A 25,172-nucleotide genomic window follows, 5' to 3' on the forward strand; every position below is an offset into this window, starting at 1 on the left:
AATCTTTCTTAGTTTTTCTTAGTTGTGTCTACTGCTGTTTTTTTAACTTCAGTTTTTGGCGCTGTCACGGTTGGCACTTTTGGTTTTACAATTTTTGCTTGTAAAACAGAATCTTTCGGAACAGACTCGATTGCACGTGCTGCAGACATGCCTCCTAACTTAGCATATTCAGATTCTAAACTTTTATTTAATACTCTTGTTTCTAAATCAGTTCTTGTGATTTTTTTTCTCAGGTATTTTTCAATCATCAAACTTGCGACTGGTCCAGCTACGGTTGCACCAAAACCTCCATTTTCAATCATAACTGCAATTGCAATTTTAGGATTATCTTTTGGAGCAAAAGCTACAAATATAGAGTGGTCTTTAAGCTGTGTTCTTTTTCCGTCAATCTTGGCAAAGTTTTCTGCAGTACCTGTTTTTCCGCAAATATCAATTCCTTCTACTCTAAGAGCGTAAGCCGTTCCTTTGTTGTAAACGTCAAATAATCCGCTGATGACAGGAGGGAAATACTTCTGGTCAACTGTTGTGACGTGTTTTGTTGTAAACTTTTGATCGATCTTCTCTCCTTCAATCTTTTTGATAATATGAGGAGTGTAGTAATAGCCTTGATTAGCTACTGTTGCCATCATATTGGCCAATTGGATAGGGGTCATTAAAACCTCTCCTTGACCAATCGCGTTAGATACAATTGCCGTACTTCTCCATCCGCCATTAGGATAAATTCTTTTGTATGTTTTAGATGTTGGGATGTTACCTCTTTTTCCAATTGGCAAATCATACCCCATGAATTGGCCTAAACCAAAACTCTTTATGTGATCACTCCAAACATCAACAGCTTTACCTGGATTAGCGTACTTATTAATAGTTAGCATGTAAGCTTGCGCAAAATAAGTGTTACAAGAATTGTAAATCCCGTTATGCAATTGATGCGGTCCAAAACCGTGACATTTCATAAAACGACCTCTACCATAACTAAAACCATGATGACACATAAAGGTAGTCTGCTCATTTATAACGCCTTCTTGTAATGCAACTAAACCAGTAAGGATTTTAAACGGAGAACCTGGAGGATATTCGGCCAAAAGTCCTCTGTCGTATAATGGTTTTGCAATAGAATCGTGATATAAAAGCGTATAGTTCTTGGATCTTTGACGTCCTACTAAAATTCCAGGATCATAAGAAGGGGCAGTAACCAATGCTAAAATCTCGCCCGTTTTAGGTTCAATTGCAACAATTCCACCTCGCTTATTAATCATCAATTCTTCGCCATATTTCTGAAGTTCAGCATCAATTGTTAAGTTGATATCTTCTCCAGCAACAGCAATAGTATCGTATTTTCCTTCTTTATAAGGGCCAATTTCTCTATTATATTTGTCTTTTTGAATGTATTTTACACCTTTTATTCCGCGTAAAATTTCTTCATAGCTTTGTTCTACACCTTGTTTTCCAATTAAATCTCCACTATTATAATATGGATTTCGTGCTATTAAACCCTCATCTGCCTGCGTAATGAAACCAAAAATATTTGCACCATAATCTACTTCGTAATCACGTAGAGATCTTTTCTGGAAATAAAAACCTTCATATTTTCTGATTTTTTCCTGAAAAGCGGCAAACTCATTTTTGTTCAATTGAGATAAGAAAACAGAAGGAAGTCTCGGACTATAAACTTTTGCTTTTTCAATGCGCTTATTATATTCTTCTGGAGTAATATTCAAAAGAGCACAAAACTCAGCAACATTTAAATCTTTTTTTATTTCTCTCGGAATAACCATGATATCGTAAGAGGCCTGATTTGCAACAAGAAGTTTTCCGTTACGATCATATATATAACCTCTTTCTGGGTAGTCGTAAGCCTTTTTTATCGCATTATTTTCAGATTTCAGTTTAAAAGAATCATCAATAATCTGCAGGTAAAAAATCCTAATCACTAGCAAAGACGCTGCAATAATAATTATAGTGGGCAGCAGGACTTTTCTCATCGTTTATTGGGCTTAATAAGATAAATTATTATTATTGAGGTGATTATAGTAAAGATAGAACTAAACAAGGTTCTGAGCAAAATGTCCCAGATGAATTTGAATTGAAAAGCTTCTAAAACAAATAATACTATATGATGCATTAAGACTGAAACTAGTATAAATGAAAATCGTTCTGGTGTTAAAGATTCGTTTAGCTTAATGGTTTGATATTCATAACTAAGACCAAAAGAGAATTTAAAAATATAAGGCCTGTAATATGCTAAAATTACACATGCAGTTGCATGTATACCTCCAGAATTACAAAACATATCCATTGTAAGTCCAAGTAAAAAACTAGAAAGAATTAATCCTGCTTTATTACTATTTACAGGGTATAGAATGATATACAAGATATACGGAAATGGACTTATATATCCTAAGAAATTCATATTGTTGAAAATAACAATCTGAACCGCCAGCAACATAATAAATCGAAAAATATTGACTAACAGAGCGCTATTCATTTTTTTCTTTGTTTTTGTTTTCTAAATTAATAAGTTCTTCTCTGTCTTTGCTTTTGATAATGTAAACGTGACCTAAGTTTGTCATGTCATTAAATAACTTAACTTTTATGACATAAAAACTTGTTTGTGTTTCTTTATAAATTGTTTCAACAGTTCCAATGTTGATTCCTTCGGGGAAAATTACAGATTGTCCTCCTGTGACAATTGTATCTCCTTTTCTAACTGATGCCAATCTCGGAACGTCTCTTAATTGTACAAATCCAGTGCTTTTTCCATCCCATGTCAAAGAACCAAAGTGATTTGATTTTTTTAACTTGGCATTAATTTGAGATTTCATGTTCAAAATACTCACAACTGTAGAATATCGAGGCGATGTGTCGTCTATAATACCCACAATTCCCAAACTGTTTATTACTCCCATATCTGGTTTTACACCTTCGTTTGATCCAGAATTTAAAGTAATAAAGTTTTCGTGCGTGTTGTATGTATTATGAATTACTTTTGATACAATAATGTCAGCAGGTTTTACACCTTTGATTGAATCAGGTAAAGGTAATTTTGTTGTGTCTTCTTTATTGAATAAAAGACTTTTTAATCTTGCGTTCTCAAGTACAAGTTCGTCGTTTTCAGCTCTTAAATTCAAATATTCATTAGCACGATTGATTTTTTCGTAAACACCGCCGCTTAAAAAATTAGCAGAACTGATTACTTTGCTTCTGTGGTAAGAATGAGATTGAATAGTGAGTCCTAACGAAATACCTAAAAGCAGCAAAAACAGCAATCGATTACTGTTTCTTATAAGGAAATTAAATATTTGCTGCATTTCTTGTCTGGTTATTTTGTTTCAGGATATGCTTTAAGGTTTCAAATTTTATTAAGGTCAAATAGTAAGAATCTGACCTTAATAAAAATATATTGTTTATTATTTTGAATCTTATTTAATTAAGATACTTTTAAATTTTGCAATGTTTTTAAGGGCCATTCCCGTACCACGTACAACAGCTCTTAACGGATCTTCAGCGATATAAACTGGTAAATCTGTTTTCTGAGAAATACGTTTGTCAAGACCTCTTAACATTGATCCTCCACCAGCTAAATAGATACCAGTATTGTAGATATCTGCTGCTAATTCTGGAGGAGTCTGAGATAATGTTTCCATTACCGCATCTTCAATACGTTGAATAGATTTGTCTAAAGCTTTTGCAATCTCACGGTAAGAAACATCTACTTGTTTTGGTTTACCAGTAAGCAAATCTCTACCTTGAACTGACATATCTTCTGGCGGTCCGTCTAAATCTTCGATAGCCGCTCCAATTTGAATTTTAATTTTCTCAGCAGTACTTTCTCCTACGAAAAGGTTGTGCTGTGTACGCATGTAATAAACGATGTCATTTGTGAAAACGTCACCTGCAATTTTAACAGATTTGTCACAAACAATTCCGCCTAATGCAATTACAGCAATTTCTGTTGTACCACCTCCGATATCGACAATCATGTTTCCTTTTGGTTGCATAATATCAATACCAATACCAATTGCAGCTGCCATTGGCTCATGAATTAAGTAAACTTCTTTTCCGTTTACTCTCTCACAAGATTCCTTCACCGCTCTCATCTCCACTTCAGTAATACCAGAAGGAATACATACAACCATACGTAAAGCTGGAGTAAACATTCTTTTTTTCAATGCAGGAATACTTTTAATGAACATATTGATCATTTTTTCCGAAGCATCAAAATCAGCAATTACACCATCTTTCAAAGGCCTTATAGTTTTGATGTTTTCATGTGTTTTACCTTGCATCATGTTGGCTTCTTTACCAACAGCAATGATTTTGCCTGATACTCTATCACGTGCAACGATAGATGGACTATCAATGACAACTTTATCATTATGAATGATTAAAGTGTTTGCGGTTCCAAGGTCTATCGCAATATCCTCGGTCATGAAATCAAAAAATCCCATAAGTTTTTTAGGGGTTTAAAATGTTATAAATTATTTATCGAACAAAGTTAAACAAATTAATGTTTAAAATGACGAGTTCCTGTAAATACCATTGCAAGATTATTTTCGTTGCAATAATTTATACTTAATTCGTCTTTAATAGAACCTCCTGGCTGAATTACAGCCGTTATTCCTGCTTTTTTAGCTAATTCTACACAATCCGGAAATGGGAAAAAAGCATCACTCGCCATCGAAGCTCCATTTAAATCAAATCCAAAAGCTTTTGCTTTGTCAACAGCTTGAATTAAAGCGTCAACTCTTGAAGTCTGACCTGTACCTGATGAAATCAATGTTCCGTTTTTAGCAAATACAATAGTGTTTGATTTTGTATTCTTGCAGATTTTTGAAGCAAAGATCAAATCTTCGATCTCTTGAGCAGTAGGTTCTGTAATTGTAACGGTTTTTAAATGCTCTTTATTATCCGTAATATTATTTCTGTCCTGAATTAACAAACCATTAAGACAAGTTCTTACTTGGCGAGATGGTAATTCAACTTCATTTTGAACTAAAATGATTCGGTTTTTCTTTTCTTGTAAAACTGTAACTGCTTCATCATCATATGCTGGAGCGATTACAACCTCGCAGAATAATTTGTTGATTTCCTGTGCAGTCTCTAAATCAATTTTTGTGTTAGAAATTAACACTCCGCCAAAAGCAGAAGTAGGATCACAAGCTAAAGCAGCTAAATAAGCCTCGCTGATTGTTTTTCTTGAAGCCAATCCGCAAGCATTGTTATGTTTTAAAATCGCAAACGTTGGTCCGTCAGTTTTAAACTCAGCAATTAAATTAACTGCCGCATCAACATCAAGCAAATTGTTGTATGATAATTCTTTTCCGTGAATTTTATTGAACATTGCGTCAAAATCTCCAAAGAAAAATCCTTTTTGGTGAGGGTTTTCACCGTATCTTAAAACTTGACCGTTTGCAATGCTTTCTTTGTAAATAGTCTCGTCTGTATTGAAATAATTAAAAATTGCTCCATCGTAGTGAGATGAAACGTGGAATGCTTTAGTAGCAAACAATCTTCTGTTTTCTAAAGTTGTTGCTCCATCTTGCTCTGTAATCAAATCTAAAAGTAAGCTGTACTCGTTAACTGAAGCAACAATTACAGTGTCTTTGAAATTTTTTGCACCAGCACGAATTAATGAAATACCACCGATGTCAATTTTCTCAATAATATCTTGTTCGCTTGCTCCAGAAGCAACTGTTTTTTCAAAAGGATATAAGTCAACAATTACTAAATCAATTTGCGGAATATCAAATTCCTTCATTTGCTGAACATCGCTTTCGTTATCTTGACGATTCAAGATTCCTCCAAAGATTTTTGGGTGTAAAGTTTTTACTCTTCCTCCAAGAATTTCAGGAAAAGAAGTAATATCTTCAACAGGAACTACTGGAATACCAAGGTTTTTGATGAAATCTTCAGTTCCTCCAGTTGAATAAAGTGTTACATTTTGTTCGTGTAATTTTCTAACAATTGGTTCTAATCCATCTTTAGAAAAAACAGAAATTAATGCCGATTGTATTTTTTTTGTTGTGCTCATTGTGTAGTTATGATTTTGAGACTGCAAAAGTAGTTTTTTTATATATTATATTAAAGAAAATTAGTGTAACAAAATGCTAAAAAAATCTACTGATGAGTAAGTTAACTTTTATTAGGTTATTGAATTTAAAATATTGAATTTTACTTTATTGAAAAATACAGAAATATGATCGTTTATCTAAGATTATTAAAAGAAAGTCTAAGCTTTGCAATCAATGCTTTGCGAAATAATAAATTGCGCACTTTATTGTCGCTTTTAGGCGTAACGATCGGTATTTTTTCAATCATCGCCGTTTTGGCAGCTGTTGACTCTTTAGATAAAAAAATCTCTAAAGATCTGAGTAGCTTGGATAAAAATACGATTTATTTAATGAAATTCAGTTTTGGGCCTTCAGAAATTCCGCAATGGAAGAGGGAACAATTTCCAAATGTTAAATATGATGAGTATGTCGCTTTAAAAAACTCCTTAAACAATACCGATCAAGTCGGATACCAGCTTTTTGTAAACAGAGAAAGTTTAAAATACGATTCTAAAACAGTAAGTGATGTAAATATTATTCCAGCGTCAAGCGAAATGGTCGATATTGACGGAGTGAGTTTTGATAAAGGAAGATTTTATAATGAATCTGAATCAAATTCTGGAACAGCAGTTATCGTACTTGGTTACGATATAGCTGATGGACTTTTTGGAACAAGTGATCCCATTGGAAAAAATATTCGTTTATACGGACAACGTTTTACCGTTATTGGTGTAATGGCTAAACAAGGTGCTGGTTTTTTTGGCGATAGCAACGATACTTCGGTTTATATTCCAGCTAATTTTTTAAGAAGAATGTACGGGGATAACGACGCTATGACGCCAGTAATTGTCTTAAAACCCGAAAAAGGGATTGACATGGAAGCTTACAAAGCAGAAGTTGCTCAAAAACTTCGATCAATTCGCGGGATGAAAGCAGGAGAAATGGACAATTTCTTTATTAATGTACTTTCTGGATTTACAGATTTTATCGATGGGATTTTAGGCCAGATGAATGTTGTGGGTTGGATCATCAGCGGATTTTCTCTTCTAGTTGGCGGTTTCGGAATCGCAAATATTATGTTTGTTTCGGTCAAAGAAAGAACCAATCTTATCGGAATTCAAAAATCATTAGGAGCAAAAAATAAATTTATCTTATTCCAATTTTTGTTTGAAGCTGTTATTCTTTCTCTTATTGGCGGAGTCATAGGTCTTCTTATGGTTTGGGGAATTGCTTTTGCTTTAACTAAATTGTTAGATTTTGAATTTGTATTAAGTTTAGGGAATATTATTTTAGGAACAGGTTTGGCAGCTTTTATTGGTTTAGTTTCTGGAATTTTGCCAGCGGTTTCGGCGGCAAATCTAGATCCAGTAGAAGCAATTCGAACCGGAATGTAATATTGTGTTTGTGTTATTTTACTGTAAATTTTGATGACTCGAAATAATTAGATATTTTTGATAGAACAAGAACTCAAACTATTAAACCAATGAGCTTTAACCTAAGATCTGTCGATACTGTTGAGTCTATTTCTAGAGAAGATTTCAAAAAGAATTATTTAGATAAGAGAAGGCCTTTAATCATAAAAGGGCTTACAAATGATTGGCCTGCAAAGCAGAAATGGTCAACGGAATATTTTAAGGAAATTGCGGGTGATATTGAAGTGAAATTGGTTGATAACTCAAAAGCTGATCCCAAAAAAGTAATCAATGCCTCGATTGCAAGCATGAAATTTGGCGAGTACTTAGATCTCATAAAAAGAGAACCAACGCAACTGCGTATTTTTTTCTTCAATCTTTTTAAACACAGACCAGAATTGGTTAATGATGTGAAAGTTCCAAAAGAATTAATGGGAGGCTTTATCGAAAGTATGCCTGCGATGTTTTTTGGAGGTTCTAAAGCGATTACTTTTTTACATTATGATATCGATTTGCCACATCTTTTTCATACTCATTTCGGAGGCAGAAAACATATTATATTATTTGATAATAAATGGAAGAAAAGACTCTACTGTCTTCCAAATACCACTTATGCACTAGAAGATTACGATGTTGCGAATCCTGATTTTGAAAAATTTCCTGCTCTAAAAGGTGTTGAAGGATATGAGGTTTTTTTAGAACACGGAGATACTTTATTTATGCCCACTGGTATGTGGCATTGGATGCGTTACATTGATGGTTCTTTTTCATTGACACTTCGTGCGTGGGATCAATCGGTATCTCGAAAAATAGCCAGTGTTTGGAGTTTATTTATGCATGGTGCCGTAGATAGTGCTATAAAAGTAGTTTTTAGAGAGCGTTACGCAATGTGGCGTGAAAAACGGGTTTTTAAAATAGCTGAAAAAGAATTAAAAAAGGATTTGAGAAAGGCAAGTTAAGAATAGAATTTTCACATGTCTTCCTGCAAGGTTTTGAAAACCTTGTAGGTTTAGCTTAAGGTTCTAATTAAGAAAAGGGTACATATTAAATTAACACCTACAAGGTTTTCAAAACCTTGCAGGAAAGCTTTAACTGTACTTACATAACTTATATGGTTTAAAACAAAAAATCCCAAGAAGCAATTTCTTGGGATTTTCTATTTTAAATAGTTTTAAAACTATCGTATGTCATTGTTTTGAATTAAATCGATGTATAAGTTGATCTTATCTTTCAATTCTTTTCTTGGCGTGATAAAGTCTAAGAAACCGTGCTCTAAAAGAAACTCAGCAGTTTGGAAACCTTCTGGCAAATCTTTTCCTGTAGTGTCACGTACAACACGCGGACCAGCAAAACCAATCAAAGCGCCTGGCTCAGAGATGTTGATGTCTCCTAACATTGCGTATGATGCAGTTGTTCCACCCGTTGTTGGGTCTGTACAAAGAGAGATGTAAGGTAATTTAGCTTCCGCTAATTGAGCCAATTTTACAGAAGTTTTTGCTAATTGCATTAAAGAATAAGCAGCTTCCATCATACGAGCTCCACCAGATTTAGAAATCATTACAAAAGGCAATTTGTTTTTGATAGCATGATCAATACCTCTAGCAATTTTCTCACCAACAACAGCTCCCATAGATCCACCAATAAAAGCGAAATCCATGCAGCAAATTACAAGTTCTCTTCCTTTAGATTTTCCTACTCCCGTACGAACAGCGTCTTTTAGGTGAGTTTTTTCCATTACGTCTTTCAAACGCTCTGCATATTTTTTTGTATCCACAAAATGCAAAGGATCTTTTGATGTCATGTTTTTATCTAACTCAACAAATTCGTTGTTGTCGAATAAAATTTCAAAATAGGTTGCGCTTCCAATTCGAACGTGAAAATCATCTTCAGGGCTTACGAATAGATTTCTCGCTAATTCGTCAGCATCAATAATTTTTCCAGTAGGAGATTTGTACCACAATCCTTTCGGAACGTCCATCTTGTCTTCTGTCGCGGTCGTAATTCCTTTTTCTTGTCTTTTAAACCAAGCCATTTTTTAAAATTTAAGATTTGAGATTTTAGACTTTAGATTTTAGATTCCAGAAAGAAATCTAAAATCTAAAATCAGAGATCTAAAAATTATAGTGTATTCACATTATTTAAGTCAGCAAAAGCTTGTTCAAGTCTTGCATTGAATGTTACTTCGCTTTCACGAACCCATCTTCTTGGGTCATAATATTTTTTGTTTGGAGAATCAGCACCTTCTGGGTTACCGATTTGTGATTTTAAATAGTCAAGATTTTTAACCATATAATCACGGATTCCTTCAGTGTAAGCAAATTGTAAATCTGTATCGATGTTCATTTTTATAACTCCGTAGCTAATTCCTTCTCTGATTTCTTCAAGTGTAGAACCTGAACCTCCGTGGAAAACGAAATCAACTGGATTGTGTCCTGTGTTGAATTTGTTTTGTACGAAATCTTGAGAATTTTTTAAGATTTTTGGAGTTAATTTTACGTTTCCTGGTTTGTAAACACCGTGAACGTTTCCAAAAGCAGCAGCAATTGTAAATTTAGGGCTCACTTTAGATAATTCTTCGTAAGCGTAAGCTACTTCTTCTGGTTGAGTATATAATTTTGAGCTATCAACATCAGAGTTGTCAACACCATCTTCTTCACCACCTGTAATACCAAGCTCGATTTCTAATGTCATACCCATTTTGCTCATTCTAGCTAAATATTCTTTACAGATCTCGATGTTTTCTTCGATTGGCTCCTCAGACAAATCGATCATGTGAGAACTGAATAATGGTTTTCCTGTTTCTGCGAAGTGTTTTTCAGAAGCATCTAATAAACCATCAATCCAAGGTAAAAGTTTTTTTGCGCAGTGGTCAGTGTGTAAGATTACAGTTGCACCGTAAGCTTCTGCCAAAGTGTGAATATGTTTTGCTCCTGCGATTCCTCCCGCGATTGCTGCTTTTTCACCTGCGTTTGATAATCCTTTTCCAGCGTTGAATTGTGCTCCACCGTTAGAAAATTGAATGATAACTGGCGCGTTTAGTTTTGCTGCAGTTTCAAGAACTCCATTAATTGTGCTTGATCCAGTAACGTTTACTGCTGGAAGAGCAAAACCCTTCTCTTTAGCATAATTAAAGATCTCTTGTACTTGATCTCCTGTAGCTACTCCTGGTTTAATGTTATGTGCCATTGTAATTTTTTTTATAGTTGTTTTTAGTTTTTAGGTTGCAAAAATAAGAATTAATTAGCATTAGAACGGATAATTTATACCAAAATTTAAAACCGAGTGCCCAAAATTGTATTCTTTAAACCATCGGTCTCCCTTCTCATGCGCCGGATTATAAGTCTTAAACCCTAAATCTAAACGAATAACAAAAAAACTCAAATCGTATCTTAAACCAAATCCTGTGCCTAAAGCAATTTCTTCTAAATCGTTTAAGTTGTCAAATTTTGCTTTCGGATCTATGACATTATCGAGTACATTCCAGATATTTCCGGCGTCTGCGAAGAGCGCTCCCTTCACATCTCCGAAAATTTTGAAACGAAATTCGGCACTTGCAGCAATTTTCATATTGGCCTCGTTAAAATCGTTTAAAGCATTTGTGCTTCCGGGACCAAGAGAGTATGGCTGCCACGCTCTGTTATCGTTGGAACCTCCGGCATAATAACTTCGTGAAAACGGAATGTAGTTTGAATTTCCAAACGGAACCGCAATCCCGAAGAAGCTTCTAACCGCTAAAACTTTTTCTTTTCCAAAATCCCAGTGTTTAATATAATCAAACTCTGTTTTAACGTATTCTGAATATTCTAGGTTGAAAATCTCATAATTTCCTCTTGAATTTTTTTGAAGATTTCCAATTTCAGAAACGAGAGACAATAAAGTTCCAGCTGATTCTATTTTTGTTCTGAATTGATAGAAATTATTATCTGCTAAATCTTTTTTTGTTGTTTTAGTAAAAGAAAAACTTGTTGCTAGAATAAAATCATTTTCAGTCAAACGAATTCGTCTTTCTTCAATACTTTCAACTTCTTGGTATTGAGGATTAGATGGTGTTAAACCAGTCTGTCCTGTTAAAACATCATTGGTAAATCCTGTTGTTCCTGTAGGTACAATTAAGTTTCCGTTTGTATCAACATTTGAAGCTTGTTGATTGTAATTTTGAGCAATTCCGTTCAAGTCATCATAAGAAGACGTATAAACATTAAAGTAATTGCCTGGATTTAAGTTGCGAACAAACTGTGCGTTTAATAATTCTAATTTTGCTGTGTTATGACGTTTTGGTGTCCAGTTGTATGAGATACCTCCTGTAAAGTTTTCTTTGTCCAAACCAATATTTCGCTGTTTCGAAAAACCAGAAGATATAGAAGTATACGGAATCATACTTTTCGGAATGATTTTCTCGGTTCCAAAAGGCAATAAAATTCTCGGAAAATTCAATTTCATATCCAAACCATATTCCGAAACGTTAAAGAAATTGTTGTTTGGATTGGCCATATCTCTTGACGATCCAATATTTAAACGAGCTGAAATTTCTAAAGTTTCTGCTCTGTTAAATACATTTCGAATCGTTTCAGAAATACTAGCTCCAATTCCAAAATCTTGGATGTTAGAATGCGTTAAATCAAGAGTGGCTCCAAAACTGTATTTTTTTCTCGGAGTCAGATAAACATTAGCAATAAGAGATTGGGCTGTCGAATCTCTTTTGTCTACTTCGTATTGAATAGAAGGATAGTTGAAAATCCTTAAATTATTTAAAGATCGAGAAGAAAGAGTAGTTCTGAAATCAGCAAAAGTGCTTCCTTTCGAAATGAAAATAGCATCGGTGATAGCACGCGGTCTGTATTTTAATCCTTTGTAACTGTATAGGTTGAAATTGTTGTAGCTTACACTATCTGTTGGTGTTTTCTTAGCATTAGCTGCAGAATAATCGGTATAAATATTTACATCGCTAATTTTATATAGTTTAAAAGGCTCTGTACGGCTTGAATCTCTTTCTTGAATATTATTGTTGTTAATAATTAAAGTAACATCGGCTTTTGCTTTTTTGCCAATGGTATCAATGTCAAAAGTTACGTATGTAGGCTGAAAATAATAAGCGCCGTGATTTCTGAAATATGTTGTAATACGGTTTTTTTCTTCTTCGAAATCTGTAGTTTTGTATTGATTTCCAGATTTTAATAAAGAAGGGTCGTTATTAGTTCTATATAACGAGTCTAATGCAGGAGTCATTATTTTGGTTCTAATAGTGTCCAGTTTATAAGCTGGTCCAGTGGTAATGTTGTAATTAATTTCGGCTCTCTTTTTTCCAACCGTATCAATAGTATAATCGGTCTGAACATTAAAATATCCATTATTGAAATAATAGTATTTTAAACGTAATAATGATTTTCTAGATTTTGAAGTGTCAATTATTACTGGAGGTTCGCCAGTGTTTTTTAGAAATTCATGAATTCCTTTATAATAAAAAGATTGCCCAAGACGATCTACTTGTTTTGCGGAAAAGATTTTAGACATGCGCTCATACTTTCCAGGATTGTTTTTAAATTTTGCCTGATAAGTAGAGTCTGGATTTAAATTGGCTAAATTGTATAAATTTAATCGAAGCTTATAACCTAATAATTTACCATTTGGTTTTTGGTACATCTGATTAGAAGCTGTTTCGTCGTTTGTTGCTTTTCCGTTAACAAGAATATTATTTTTAACAAGAAGGTTTTTTCCATCGGGAACTCTTTTTACGGCATTACAAGCGCAAATTAATGTTGCAATTAGAAGAAATGCTGTTATTTTTGTGGAATTATTTTTCAAGTGTTTTTTAATATTTAATTCAAAAGTACATTATTTTATGGTTAGTAAAAACCAAATAAAGCTTATCTCAGGTTTACATCAAAAAAAGCAACGTTTTGCCAATCAATTATTCTTTGCTGAAGGAGTAAAAGTAATTCAAGAATTGCTGCAATCCAATTTTGAATTAGAACATTTATACACCACATTGAATGATTTTGAAACGGTTCATGCTTCAAAACGAACTCTAATTAATGACCAAGAGCTAAAAAAAATAAGTGCTTTGTCGACTCCAAATTCTTGTTTGGCGGTTTTTAAAATTCCAGCCGAAAAGAAGATAATCGATTCGGGTTTAATTTTAGCGTTAGACGACATTAGAGATCCCGGAAATTTAGGAACTATTTTGCGTCTTTGCGATTGGTTTGGTATTAAGCAGATTATCTGTTCTAAAGAAACGGTAGATATTTTTAATCCGAAAGTGATACAAGCCACAATGGGTTCAATTACCAGAGTAAATGTAACCTATGTTGATTTAAAACTTTTTCTTGCTCAAACTAAACTGCCAGTTTTTGGGACTTTTATGGATGGTGAAAATATTTATCAATCCAAATTACCGCAGGAAGGAATCATTATCATGGGTAATGAAGCCAACGGAATTTCAGAAGAAATTGAAAAAATAGTAACCGACCGTCTCACAATTCCTAGATTTGGAGAGCTTCAAAAAACTGAAAGTTTAAATGTAGCTACTGCAACAGCAATTATTCTTAGTGAATTTAAACGAAATAGTTGAGATTTTGTTTTAATGAAAAGTGAAATTTATTAAAATCGCTCTAGATTTCATCGAATCGATATTTCCAGTCCAAGGGCTGTCTGGAGTTTTATCTCTAATAAGTTCATCTGTAATGCCGAACATTCCTCTAACAGAAGGAGAGAAAATAAAGTATTCAGTAAAAATATCAATTCCCAAACCTAACTCGTAAGCAGCTGTCCATTGTTTTACTCTAAATTTCTGCTCAAAGTTATCATCTTGAGATTTAGCATTGCTAGATAAATTTAAAGTTGTAGACATACCGCCGACTAAGTACGGGCGTATATTTCCTGTGCGCATGGCAGAAAATTTTAACAATAAAGGGAAGTGAATGTAAGTACTGTTTACTTCTCTTAGATAATCACTTTCCTTGTCGCTTATGCCAGGAAAAAAAAGATCCCGTTTAGTATAATACAAACCAGGCTCAAAACGCAAGTTAATATATTCCTGAAGCCTTAAGTCGGCTACAACGCCGACATTAAAGCCGGTAGTTTTTTTAACCTGAATATCTTGCTGTACAGGAGTTTTATAATCAAATTTAAAGTCAAAACTGTTGAAACCTAAGTAATAACCGAAATAAACTCGCTGTTTCTGCCAGTTTTCAAGATTAATGATAGGATCTTTGCTAAACATGTTTTTAGCAAATTGCGAATGTCCTTTTGTCGTTAAGACCAATAAAAATAAGATTACAATTTTTTTCATACTATTTTTTAGATGCAGAATAAATTGTTGCGACACCAAAAGTTTGAGGCATTGCCACAACATCTATAAACCCAATTTTTCTCAAAATATTGTTTAAGGCTTCTCCATGAGGAAAGGCAGCAGCAGATTCAGATAAATAACCGTAAGCGTCATTATCTTTAGAAAATAATTTTCCGATTAATGGAAGTATATTTTTGCTGTAAAAATTGTAGCCTTGTTTATAAGGAAATTTAGTTGGAACAGAAGTTTCTAATATAACAAACACTCCATTTGGTTTTAAAACTCGTAAGATTTCTGCAAAACCTTTTTCTAGATTTTCAAAATTCCTTACTCCAAAACCAACAGTAATTGCATCAAAGTAATTGTCTTCAAACGGCATATTTTCAGAATCCCCTAGAACTAGCTCGATAACATTAGAAAGGTTTTTTTCTTGAACTTTCTTTTTCCCAACTTCCAGCATTCCGGCAGAGATATCTAGGCCAATAATTTTTTCAGCGTTAGTCTTCGCCATCAAAATAGCTAAATCACCAGTTCCCGTTGCAATATCCAGAATAACTTTTGGTTTTTTGTCTGATACAATCTTTAATACTTTTTTGCGCCATTTAACATCAATTCCAAATGAAATTACACGGTTCAAATTATCGTAATTCCCAGAAATGGTATCAAACATTTGGGTTACTTGCTCTTTTTTACCTAGGGTAGAGTCTTTATACGGAGTTACTTTTTCAGACATTTTTTTTATTTAGGCAAATATAAACAATCTAGTTTAACTGTAATTGAGTTTTTTAATTTGTAAAATAAATGTTTTTAAAGGATTTATTTTTAAACAAATTAGAGAAATGTTTTAGCATCCCTAAATCTAGGTATTTTGGCAAAATCCCTAAAACACGGTATTGTCTAATAGTGCCATTATGAGCAACTTTGTCAAAGTAAAAATGATTAAAGTTTAATGATTGATAATGTCGCTATAACTCAAACAAATGATTGCTTTTTTTGCGCTGGTAATTTCATTTGTTCAAGAAGGAGTTTTGAAAGTATTGTTCTTTGGGGGGATATACTATAGTTAAGTGCAAAGTACGTTCTTAGGATTAAATTTGTTTTTGGAAATTTTAATTTTCTGCCTTTAATATCTTAGTGGTATTTGTTGTTAAAGGCGTTTTGAGATTTAGGTCTCAAGTAATAAAATGTTATTCAGTTTTACAAATATCACTGATATTTGTTATTTTTTTTAAACAAAATTTTCTCTTGAGCGATTTAGGCTTCAAAATCAATTATTTAAAAACATCCTCCCTAAAAAGAGGATGTTTTTTATTTATTTCCGAATGTAAGTTTCGTAAGTATAATCATAAAGATGTTTTTCGTCTTTATAATTTTCTTCAGACTCTACTAAAGTCCATTCGCTTTTATTGATTTTAGGAAAGAAAGCATCTGCATCAAAAGTGTGATGAACTTTCGTTAATTCAATAATATCTGTAAAAGGAAGAGCAAGATTATAAATTTCGCCTCCTCCTATAATGTAACTGTCATCATCCTCTGGACAAATTGCAATTGCTTTTTCAATACTATCTACAACAATACATCCTTCTGGTTTATAATTTTCTTGACGAGAAATTACAACATGAACGCGATTTGGTAATGGTTTTGGGAAACTTTCAAAAGTTTTTCTTCCCATAATAATATGATGGCCAGTAGTAAGCGATTTAAACCTTTTAAAATCATTTGGCAAATGCCATACTAATTCGTTGTTTTTTCCGAGTGCATTATTTTCGGCTGCGGCCGCTATCATTATAATCATGGTATGCTAACTAAATTTTATTTTCATTTTCTTCATTGATAGAAGATTCAAGCTGTGTGATTCTTTTTTGCTGTAAAGCAACTAAGCGGTCAACTTGTTCTCTTTCCCATTTTTTATTCATAAAACGGTCGGTTATATACACTTTTATAAAATGCAGAATGAAAAGGAAAAGCCAGATTGTAATACCCCAGATACACCAATTTTGAGTTGTGCCTTCTCCAAATCCAAAAAATTTATTGGCAACAAATAAAAATAAACTTCCAAGGAGGAAAAGAACAAAATGAAAATATAAGACCTTTTTTTGTCTTAATCGACGTCTAGCATATTCGTATTGTTCGTGTACTTCTTTTTCCATAAGATCAAAATGAGATTATAAAGTTAAAATTTATTTTCGAAAGACCATATTTTGGATTAGGAATATTTGCTTTTAAATCATATAAGAATTTGAAAAACAAAATTTTAACCACTCTAAATTACAAATAAAGCGAAAATGACATGCTGTTTTTGGCATTATCGCAAATCGGTTCTGGTGGTAGCTAGTGTTTCATCGAATTTAATTAATTTTAGATGTATAAATCTAAAAACGAAATAGTTATGTCTTTGAAAAAACAATTTGTGAAAACGAAACCAGTATGTAAAGTTACGTTTTCAATAGATGCTAAGGATGCAGATTCTGCTGCTGTTGTTGGAGATTTCAATAATTGGAACGCTGAAAAAGGGACTTTGAGTAAATTGAAAAATGGAACTTTTAAAGCAACTTATGACTTGGTTAAAGATGCTATATACGAATTTAAGTATCTGGTTGATGGAAATTATGTGAATGATCCAGAAGCCGATTCTTATAAATGGAATGATTTTGCTGGAAGTGAAAATAGTGTTTTAATTGTATAAAAAAATCCGCTTTAATTTTAAAGCGGATTTTTTGTTTTTATACAGCGACACTTCCTTTTATAGCAGGATGCGGATCATAGTCAACAAGAGTAAAATCACCATAATCAAAATCAAAAATGTTTTTAATCTCTGGATTTAAAATCATTTTTGGTAATGGTTTTGGTTCTCTCGAAAGTTGCAATTCTAATTGCTCAAAATGATTGTTATAGATATGTGCGTCACCAAAAGTGTGAATAAATTCACCTGGCTCTAAATCACAAACTTGTGCAATCATCATGGTAAGCAATGCATAAGAAGCAATATTAAAAGGAACTCCCAAAAAGATATCGGCACTTCGCTGATACAATTGGCAAGATAATTTTCCTTTTGTTTCGCCTTTTTCAGGATCTGGGCTTGCTACATAAAACTGAAAGAATGCATGGCATGGAGGCAATGCCGCTTTGTTATTGGCAACATTTTCTTCAAAAGACTTTTTAGTATCTGGCAAAACCGAAGGGTTCCAAGCCGAAACTAACATTCTTCTGCTATTCGGATTTGTTTTTAATTCTTTAATTAATTCAGAAATCTGGTCAATTTCTTCGCTATTCCAATTGCGCCATTGGTGTCCGTAAACGGGGCCTAAATCGCCATTAGAATCTGCCCATTCATCCCAGATTTTAACTCCATTTTCTTGAAGATATTTTACGTTTGTATCACCTTTTAAAAACCAAAGCAATTCGTAAATGATAGATTTTAAATGAAGTTTTTTAGTTGTAACCATTGGGAAACCTTCACTTAAATCAAAACGCATTTGGTAACCAAAAACACTTTTTGTTCCAGTTCCAGTTCGGTCTCCTTTTTGATTGCCGTTTTCTAAAACGTGTTTTACTAAATCTAAGTATTGTTTCATTGTTTTTTTTGCTTTAAGCTTTAGGCAATACGCTTTAAGCTTTGTTTTTGAGGTCTAGGCTTACGGCCTAAAGCTTATTGCCTATAGCGATATTTTTATCTTCTAGAGATTTCGTCTCTAATTTTTGCGGCTTTTTCGTAATCTTCTTGAGAAACAGCTTGGTCTAAAAGTTCGTTTAGTTCTTGCAAAGAATGTTTTGCATAAACTTCTCCAGATTGGTTGCTTTCTTCTTCGTGTCCGAAAGTTTCAGGGTTTGAAAGAACATCATCAATTTCCTGAGCTCCAGAATCTGTTTCAGTAGTATTCGATTTTAAATAAATACCAGCTTTATCTAAAATGTTTTTATAAGTAAAAATAGGAGCGTTGAATCTCAATGCCAAAGCAATTGCATCAGAAGTTCTTGCGTCGATAATTTCTTCAATTTTATCTCTTTCGCAGATTAAGCTTGAATAAAAAACGCCATCAACTAATTTATGAATGATAACTTGCTTAACAACGATATCAAATCTTTCAGCAAAATTTTTGAATAAATCGTGAGTTAAAGGACGTGGCGGTTTTATTTCTTTTTCTAAAGCAATAGCGATCGATTGGGCTTCAAAGGCGCCAATAACAATAGGTAATTTTCTTTCGCCATCGACTTCATTCAAAATTAAGGCATAAGCGCCATTTTGAGTTTGACTGTATGAAATTCCTTTGATGGATAATTTTACTAGACTCATATATGTTTGTAAAAAAGGCACTTAGCGCCTTATTTTAATACTGTTTTTGTTTGGAAAATAAAGCTGCAATTTTAATCAAAAAATATGGAACAAAAAAGCCGCCTATAAACAAAGATACAACATCTTGTTTTTAGGCGGCAATATTTTTAAAGAGAATTCTTTGTATTAAGAATGCTGAGCTTTGAAAGCTTTTAGTTTCTCTGTTAATTGTGGTATAATTTCAAAAGCATCTCCCACAACACCATAGTCAGCCACTTTAAAGAAAGGAGCTTCTGGATCGTTATTGATTACTACTTTTACTTTAGAAGAGTTGATACCCGCAATGTGCTGGATAGCTCCAGAAATACCAATTGCAATATATAAGTTTGTTGCTACTGGTTTTCCTGTTTGTCCAACGTGCTCGCTGTGAGGTCTCCATCCTAAATCTGAAACTGGTTTAGAACAAGCAGTTGCAGCGCCTAAAACTTCAGCTAGATTTTCAACTAATCCCCAGTTTTCTGGACCTTTCAATCCGCGTCCGCCAGAAACTACGATATCCGCGTCAGCGATAGAAACTTTTCCAGAAACTTTTTCTACAGATTCTACTTTTACTCCGAAGTCATTGTCTCCAACAGTTGGGTTGAAATCTTCGGCAGCAGCAGCTCCCGCGCTTTCAAAAAGACCGTAAGAGTTTTTAGCTAAACCAAGAACTTTTACATCTGTATCGATTTGAGTAATGTTGAAAGCTTTGTTTGAGAAAGCATTTCTTTTTACTTGAAATGGAGAAGTGCTAACTGGCAATCCAACTACATTTGAAGCAAAACCGGCTTCTAAACCTACTGCAACAAGTGGAGAAAGGTAGATGCTGTCTGTTGTAGAAGAAAGTAAAACTACTTTTGTTCCTTCTTTTTGAGCGGCTTGTTTGATAACATCAGCGTAAGCTTTTGCATTAAAACCGGCTAATTTGTCGTTGCTTACTTTTAGAACTTTATCAACTCCGTATTTGCCTAATTCGCTAACATCACTGATGTTTACAGTCAAAGCTGTAACCGTAGTTCCTAATGATTCTGCCACTTTCTTAGCGTAAGAAGCTAATTCGAAAGCAACTTTTTTAAATTTTCCTTCTGCAGATTCTGCATATATTAATATTGACATAATAACTTTAGATTTTAGATTTTAGATTTCAGATTTTTGAAGCTGAAATCTAAAATGATTATTGATTTTAGATTTGAAGTGAATCAAATGTTGATTTAGATTTAGTTGCGGTCTGCAATCTAAAATCTAAACTCTACAATCTTAAATCACTTTAGCCTCGTTGTGTAATAGATTGATTAACTCATCTAAATTATCTGCAGAAACTAATTTCACTGCCGATTTTGGAGCTGGTTTTTCAAATTTCACCGCTTTTGTATTTACAGCAGCATCAACTGGCTCAAGAATAGTAAGAGCTTTAGTTCTTGCTGTCATAATTCCTCTCATGTTCGGGATACGTAAATCTTTTTCTTCAACAAGACCTTTTTGACCTCCAATGATTAAAGGAAGAGTAGTGCTAACAGTTTCTTTTCCACCATCGATTTCACGAACCGCTTTTACGTTGTTTCCGTCAACCGTTAACGCTGTACAAGAGTTTAAGAAGTTAGAACCTAAAATTCCAGCAATCATTCCAGGAACCATTCCTCCGTTATAATCCAAAGATTCTTTACCAGCAATTACTAAATCGTAACCACCATTTTTAATTACTTCTGCTAATTGTTTAGCAACAAAAAATCCGTCAGTAGGATTTGCATTAACACGAATTGCTTCGTTTGCACCAATAGCCAAAGCTTTACGCAATGTTGGTTCAGTATCAGGACCTCCAACGTTTACAACCGTTACATTTGCTCCTTGTTGTTCTTGGAACCAGATAGCGCGTGTAAGACCAAATTCGTCGTTAGGGTTAATTACATATTGTACACCGTTAGTGTCAAATTCAGAGTCACCGTTGGTAAAGTTAATTTTTGAAGTAGTATCAGGCACATGGCTGATGCAAACTAGTATTTTCATAAGTATATATTTTGAATTTATAATATGCTTCTACAAATTTAGAATTTAATTTGGAATAATTATACTATGCATGCATAATATTTTTTAAAACTATTACGATTTCGAAGATTCTGTAGTTTGAAATGAATTTCATCGGAATCTAAAAAATAAAAAACAGCTATTTAATCTGATTATTAGGAATTTTGTAATAATCGATTTCTCGTAGCTAAATTGTTTTTGTATGATAAATACTAATTTTTTAATTTTTGCGTTTTAGTGAATGAATTTTGGAGAAACAAGAATTAAACAAATAGATAAAACTTTGTCTGAAAAAATATTTTAGCAGGATTAAGTGTGAAATACACGTTATTATATCGATTTCGTAAATATCACAATAAAGATTAAAAAGTTAAAATGGCAGAACAGATTAAAGTTCGTACGATTTTAAATTCAATTTATGCTTTTAAGTTATTTAAAATATTTATTTTTGCTCTTCAGAAAATTCAACATACAATATAAAATATGAGAACAATACAATTTAGAGAGGCCATTTGCGAAGCGATGAGTGAAGAAATGCGTCGCGATGAATCCATATATTTAATGGGAGAAGAGGTTGCAGAATACAACGGAGCTTACAAAGCTTCTAAAGGAATGCTTGCTGAGTTTGGTGAAAAAAGAGTAATCGATACTCCAATTGCTGAGCTTGGATTTTCAGGAATTGCAGTAGGTTCTGCAATGAACGGAAACCGCCCGATTGTAGAATATATGACATTCAACTTCTGTTTAGTTGGTATTGATCAAATTATTAATAACGCTGCTAAAATGCGTCAAATGACAGGAGGACAATTTAATGTGCCTATCGTTTTCCGCGGACCAACAGCTTCTGCTGGTCAATTAGGAGCTACTCACTCACAAGCTTTAGAAAACTGGTTTGCTAACACTCCAGGTCTTAAAGTTATCGTTCCTTCAACTCCTTACGATGCAAAAGGACTTTTAAAATCTGCAATTCGCGATAATGACCCTGTAATCTTCATGGAGTCTGAGCAAATGTACGGTGATAAAGGTGAAGTGCCAGATGGAGAATACACAATTCCAATTGGTGTTGCTGATATCAAACGAGAAGGAACAGATGTAACTATCGTTTCTTTCGGAAAAATTATCAAAGAAGCTTTTATCGCTGCTGATGAATTAGCAAAAGAAGGAATCTCTTGTGAGATTATCGATTTAAGAACAGTACGTCCATTGGATAAAGATGCTATTCTTGCTTCTGTTAAAAAAACAAACCGTTTAGTAATTCTTGAAGAAGCTTGGCCAGTTGCAAGTATTTCTTCTGAGATTACATATATCGTTCAAGAGCAAGCATTTGATTTTCTTGATGCGCCAATTCAACGTATTACAACTGCAGATACTCCTGCACCTTATTCTCCAGTATTGCTTAAAGACTGGTTGCCAAATGCAGGTGATGTAGTAAAAGCAGTTAAAAAAGTATTATACAAATAATACAAATACATAATACTCATAAAACTTCATCAGACAACATGGATTGGTGAAGTTTTTTTTTACTTTATAATGAACAAATTAACTCTACTTCTCTTATATATTGTATTTGCTTTTGCAAATGTTGCTACTGCACAAACTAAGGTGAGTGGAATTGTTTTGGACAAATCCAATCAGCCGATACCTTTTGCAAATGTGGTATTTAAAGGGTCAAATATCGGAATCGTTTCTAATGAAGACGGCCGTTTTTATTTAGAATCACCAAATACTTATACGGCACTAATTGTTACTTCAGCAGGATTTTCAGATAAAGAAGTTCCTTTAGAAAAATTAGTCAATTACAATTTCAAAATTGTTTTAGGCGAAGCTGAAGCTCTAAATGAAGTGGTGATTTTTACAGGTAAAACTTCTAAAAAGAACAATCCCGCATTGGATATTTTGAGAAAAATCTGGGAAAGAAAACGTAAAAACGGACTTTACCTGTTTAATCAATATCAAATGCAGAAGTATGAAAAAGTTGAATTTGACATGAATACTATTGACAGTGCATTCATGAAAAATAAACTTTTTAAAGGAATGGAGTTTATCTTTAATCATGTTGATACTTCGGATGTTACAGGAAAAACATATTTGCCAATTTTTATTAACGAATCGGTTTATGATGTTTACGGTGACAACAAATTAAAGAAAGTAAAAGAAAATATAACAGGAAATAAAATGTCTGGTTTTAATGGAAATCAGCAGATTTTATCTTTTGTAAAAGACCTTTATTCTGATTATAATATTTACGATAATCACCTTAAATTTTTTGATAAAAGTTTTACAAGCCCGCTTTCAAGAACAGGAATTGATGTTTACAATTATGTGTTGAAAGACAGCGCATTTGTAGATAAAAAATGGTGTTATAATATCGTTTTTTACCCAAGACGTAAAAATGAATTAACCTTTAAAGGAGATTTTTGGGTTAACGATACGACTTTCGCAATCAAAAAAATTAATATGGGCGTAACTAAAAGTGCCAATATTAACTGGGTAAAAGATATTTATATCGAACAAGAATTTGATGTAGAAAATGATTCTGTTTTCCTTTTGACGCGTGATTACATGATGTCTGATTTTGCTTTAAATAAAAAAGAAAAATCAAAAGGGGTTTATGGTAAGAGAACAACTTTATACCGCAATCATAAATTCAATATTCAGAAACCAGAGAAGTTTTATAAAGAAGAAGTCAATTTTATTGATAATGCCGTTTATGATCGACCGCCTGAATTCTGGGAAGAAAATCGTTTTGAAAAACTAAATAAAGACGAACAAGGTATTTATAAAATGCTCGATACACTGCAGACGGTCAAAAGATTTAAGCAGTTGTATAATTTGGTCTCAATTTTAGGAAGTGGTTATGTTGAATTTAAAAACTTTGATTACGGGCCAATTTTTTCAACTTTTGGATATAATGAAGTTGAAGGTTTAAGGCTAAGAGTAGGAGGAAGAACCTATTTTGGGCCGAATGATCCTTGGCGTATTCAAGCCTACACCGCTTACGGATTTGATGATAATAAATTCAAATATGGAGTTTCTGGAAAATGGATGGTGGACAAGAAAAACCGTGTCATTATCTCTGGAGGAAATAGGCGAGACATTGAGCAAATTGGAGCAAGTTTAACCACTACGAATGATGTTCTTGGAAGAAGTTTTGCCTCTTCTGCTTTGTTTACAACAGGTAGTAATGGAAAATTGACCAATATTAATCTGAGTAATGTTTCTGTTGAAATGGAAGCTAAAAAGAATTTTATTGTTTCTGCAGGACTTTCGTATCGAACATTAGAATCGGCTTCGAAGACATTTAGTTTAGATTATTATACAACTTTACCAACTGCTGCAAATCCTGCGGGCGTTGTTGAAAGTACGGTAAAACAATCTGAAGCAAATATCCAATTTGAATATATGCCTAACCGTAAAACTATTGGTTATGGTGTTGAAAGAGATTTAGTTGATAGTCCTTTTAGTCATTTCTTTGTAAATTTCAGTTATGGTTTAAAAGGTGTTTTGGACAGTGATTTTGCTTACGAAAAAATTCAAGTTTTCTACAGACAGCCCATTATTATTGGACCTTTAGGAAGAACAAATATTACACTTGAAACAGGAAAAACGTTTGGTACGATTCCGTTAGGATTAATGAGCGTAATTCCGGGTAATCAGACTTATTTTACTATTGAGAATACATTTAGTAATTTGAATTTCTACGAATTTGTTACAGATCAATATACTACTTTGCAGTGGAATCATGATTTTGGAGGAAGATTGTTTGCAAGAGTTCCATTTATGAGAAAATTGAATTGGAGAGAATTTATTGGAGTTAGAGCAGTCCACGGAACTATATCTGATGCCAATCGCGCTATCAATGCTTCTGGACTGCCTTATAACGCTCCTGAAAAAGTATACTATGAATATCATGCAGGAATTGGTAATATCTTCAAAGTTTTCAGAATAGATTTCTCTTGGAGAGGAAATTATTTAGATATGCCAGATGCTCATAAATTTGCAATAAAAGGATCTTTCGGATTCTATTTTTAAAAGTTGCAAAGGCTCAAAGTTACAAAGTCGCAAAGGTTTTAAATCTTTGCGACTTT

General features: G+C 33.3%; 22 protein-coding genes. 6 read left to right on the plus strand and 16 right to left on the minus strand.

Annotated elements, in window-relative coordinates:
* Window positions 1–8 precede the first annotated feature (8 nt).
* The 5 genes from mrdA to purH all read right to left on the minus strand — a co-directional run bounded on the left by mrdA (window position 9) and on the right by purH (window position 6,031).
* Window positions 9–1,982, minus strand: coding sequence for a penicillin-binding protein 2 (gene mrdA, locus QLQ96_RS07090; RefSeq protein ID WP_482495859.1), 1,974 nt, complete (start codon window positions 1,980–1,982; stop codon window positions 9–11).
* Window positions 1,979–2,485: a rod shape-determining protein MreD gene (locus tag QLQ96_RS07095; RefSeq protein WP_482495861.1), complete on the minus strand. Its 507-nt coding sequence runs from the start codon at window positions 2,483–2,485 to the stop codon at window positions 1,979–1,981. Before QLQ96_RS07095 ends, mrdA begins: the two co-directional genes overlap by 4 nt.
* Window positions 2,478–3,308: a rod shape-determining protein MreC gene (gene mreC / locus QLQ96_RS07100; protein ID WP_482495862.1), complete on the minus strand. Its 831-nt coding sequence runs from the start codon at window positions 3,306–3,308 to the stop codon at window positions 2,478–2,480. The genes QLQ96_RS07095 and mreC overlap by 8 nt, the downstream gene beginning before the upstream one ends.
* A gap of 111 nt (window positions 3,309–3,419) precedes the next feature.
* Window positions 3,420–4,448, minus strand: coding sequence for a rod shape-determining protein (locus tag QLQ96_RS07105; protein WP_008466528.1), 1,029 nt, complete (start codon window positions 4,446–4,448; stop codon window positions 3,420–3,422).
* Between the two features lie 56 nt (window positions 4,449–4,504).
* Window positions 4,505–6,031 (minus strand): bifunctional phosphoribosylaminoimidazolecarboxamide formyltransferase/IMP cyclohydrolase, encoded by a 1,527-nt coding sequence (purH, locus tag QLQ96_RS07110; protein WP_113677351.1) that lies wholly within the window; start codon window positions 6,029–6,031, stop codon window positions 4,505–4,507.
* A gap of 165 nt (window positions 6,032–6,196) precedes the next feature.
* Here purH and QLQ96_RS07115 point away from each other — a divergent pair, with 165 nt between their 5' ends.
* Window positions 6,197–7,444 carry an ABC transporter permease gene (locus tag QLQ96_RS07115; protein ID WP_482495865.1) on the plus strand — a complete coding sequence of 416 codons (1,248 nt, stop codon included), beginning with the start codon at window positions 6,197–6,199 and terminating at the stop codon, window positions 7,442–7,444.
* Window positions 7,445–7,533: 89 nt separating this feature from the next.
* Window positions 7,534–8,421, plus strand: a complete 888-nt coding sequence (locus QLQ96_RS07120; protein WP_482495866.1) for a cupin-like domain-containing protein — start codon at window positions 7,534–7,536, stop codon at window positions 8,419–8,421.
* 218 nt (window positions 8,422–8,639) lie between these two features.
* Here the strand turns inward: QLQ96_RS07120 and accD are convergent, their stop codons facing one another.
* From accD to tamL, 3 genes are all read right to left on the minus strand, one after another.
* Window positions 8,640–9,494 carry an acetyl-CoA carboxylase, carboxyltransferase subunit beta gene (accD, locus tag QLQ96_RS07125; protein WP_026728501.1) on the minus strand — a complete coding sequence of 285 codons (855 nt, stop codon included), beginning with the start codon at window positions 9,492–9,494 and terminating at the stop codon, window positions 8,640–8,642.
* An 86-nt stretch (window positions 9,495–9,580) separates the two neighbouring features.
* Complete coding sequence (gene fbaA, locus QLQ96_RS07130; RefSeq protein ID WP_482495868.1) at window positions 9,581–10,648, minus strand: class II fructose-bisphosphate aldolase; 1,068 nt, start codon at window positions 10,646–10,648, stop codon at window positions 9,581–9,583.
* A gap of 60 nt (window positions 10,649–10,708) precedes the next feature.
* Window positions 10,709–13,264 (minus strand): translocation and assembly module lipoprotein TamL, encoded by a 2,556-nt coding sequence (gene tamL, locus QLQ96_RS07135; RefSeq protein WP_482495870.1) that lies wholly within the window; start codon window positions 13,262–13,264, stop codon window positions 10,709–10,711.
* A 37-nt stretch (window positions 13,265–13,301) separates the two neighbouring features.
* Here tamL and QLQ96_RS07140 point away from each other — a divergent pair, with 37 nt between their 5' ends.
* Window positions 13,302–14,030: a TrmH family RNA methyltransferase gene (locus tag QLQ96_RS07140; protein ID WP_482495872.1), complete on the plus strand. Its 729-nt coding sequence runs from the start codon at window positions 13,302–13,304 to the stop codon at window positions 14,028–14,030.
* A 9-nt stretch (window positions 14,031–14,039) separates the two neighbouring features.
* Here QLQ96_RS07140 and porT read toward each other — a convergent pair whose 3' ends face one another.
* The 4 genes from porT to QLQ96_RS07160 form a co-directional block, all read right to left on the minus strand.
* Window positions 14,040–14,750 (minus strand): type IX secretion/gliding motility protein PorT/SprT, encoded by a 711-nt coding sequence (gene porT / locus QLQ96_RS07145; protein ID WP_482495874.1) that lies wholly within the window; start codon window positions 14,748–14,750, stop codon window positions 14,040–14,042.
* Between the two features lies 1 nt (window position 14,751).
* Window positions 14,752–15,483 carry a bifunctional demethylmenaquinone methyltransferase/2-methoxy-6-polyprenyl-1,4-benzoquinol methylase UbiE gene (gene ubiE / locus QLQ96_RS07150; protein ID WP_482495876.1) on the minus strand — a complete coding sequence of 244 codons (732 nt, stop codon included), beginning with the start codon at window positions 15,481–15,483 and terminating at the stop codon, window positions 14,752–14,754.
* 579 nt (window positions 15,484–16,062) lie between these two features.
* The gene (locus QLQ96_RS07155) at window positions 16,063–16,545 is read right to left on the minus strand and encodes a dihydrofolate reductase (protein WP_482495878.1); all 483 of its coding nucleotides are present in this window, start codon (window positions 16,543–16,545) and stop codon (window positions 16,063–16,065) included.
* Between the two features lie 10 nt (window positions 16,546–16,555).
* Window positions 16,556–16,900: a 2TM domain-containing protein gene (locus QLQ96_RS07160; protein WP_482495879.1), complete on the minus strand. Its 345-nt coding sequence runs from the start codon at window positions 16,898–16,900 to the stop codon at window positions 16,556–16,558.
* Window positions 16,901–17,139: 239 nt separating this feature from the next.
* Between QLQ96_RS07160 and QLQ96_RS07165 the strand changes: the two genes are divergently transcribed.
* Complete coding sequence (locus tag QLQ96_RS07165; protein WP_482495881.1) at window positions 17,140–17,436, plus strand: isoamylase early set domain-containing protein; 297 nt, start codon at window positions 17,140–17,142, stop codon at window positions 17,434–17,436.
* Between the two features lie 37 nt (window positions 17,437–17,473).
* On the opposite strand, the gene QLQ96_RS07170 is transcribed toward QLQ96_RS07165, so the two are convergent.
* The 4 genes from QLQ96_RS07170 to QLQ96_RS07185 form a co-directional block, all read right to left on the minus strand.
* Window positions 17,474–18,325 carry a thymidylate synthase gene (locus QLQ96_RS07170; RefSeq protein ID WP_379700797.1) on the minus strand — a complete coding sequence of 284 codons (852 nt, stop codon included), beginning with the start codon at window positions 18,323–18,325 and terminating at the stop codon, window positions 17,474–17,476.
* Between the two features lie 95 nt (window positions 18,326–18,420).
* The gene (locus tag QLQ96_RS07175) at window positions 18,421–19,044 is read right to left on the minus strand and encodes a bifunctional nuclease family protein (RefSeq protein WP_482495883.1); all 624 of its coding nucleotides are present in this window, start codon (window positions 19,042–19,044) and stop codon (window positions 18,421–18,423) included.
* A 165-nt stretch (window positions 19,045–19,209) separates the two neighbouring features.
* Window positions 19,210–20,178, minus strand: a complete 969-nt coding sequence (locus QLQ96_RS07180; RefSeq protein WP_482495885.1) for an electron transfer flavoprotein subunit alpha/FixB family protein — start codon at window positions 20,176–20,178, stop codon at window positions 19,210–19,212.
* A gap of 141 nt (window positions 20,179–20,319) precedes the next feature.
* Complete coding sequence (locus QLQ96_RS07185) at window positions 20,320–21,066, minus strand: electron transfer flavoprotein subunit beta/FixA family protein (protein WP_281634704.1); 747 nt, start codon at window positions 21,064–21,066, stop codon at window positions 20,320–20,322.
* A gap of 501 nt (window positions 21,067–21,567) precedes the next feature.
* Here QLQ96_RS07185 and QLQ96_RS07190 point away from each other — a divergent pair.
* Window positions 21,568–22,545, plus strand: coding sequence for a pyruvate dehydrogenase complex E1 component subunit beta (locus QLQ96_RS07190; RefSeq protein ID WP_482495887.1), 978 nt, complete (start codon window positions 21,568–21,570; stop codon window positions 22,543–22,545).
* A gap of 69 nt (window positions 22,546–22,614) precedes the next feature.
* A complete protein-coding gene (locus QLQ96_RS07195; protein WP_482495889.1) occupies window positions 22,615–25,116 on the plus strand; it encodes a DUF5686 family protein in 2,502 nt (833 codons plus the stop codon).
* Window positions 25,117–25,172: the final 56 nt, after the last annotated feature.

The sequence above is a fragment of the Flavobacterium sp. B167r genome (assembly GCF_056824315.1).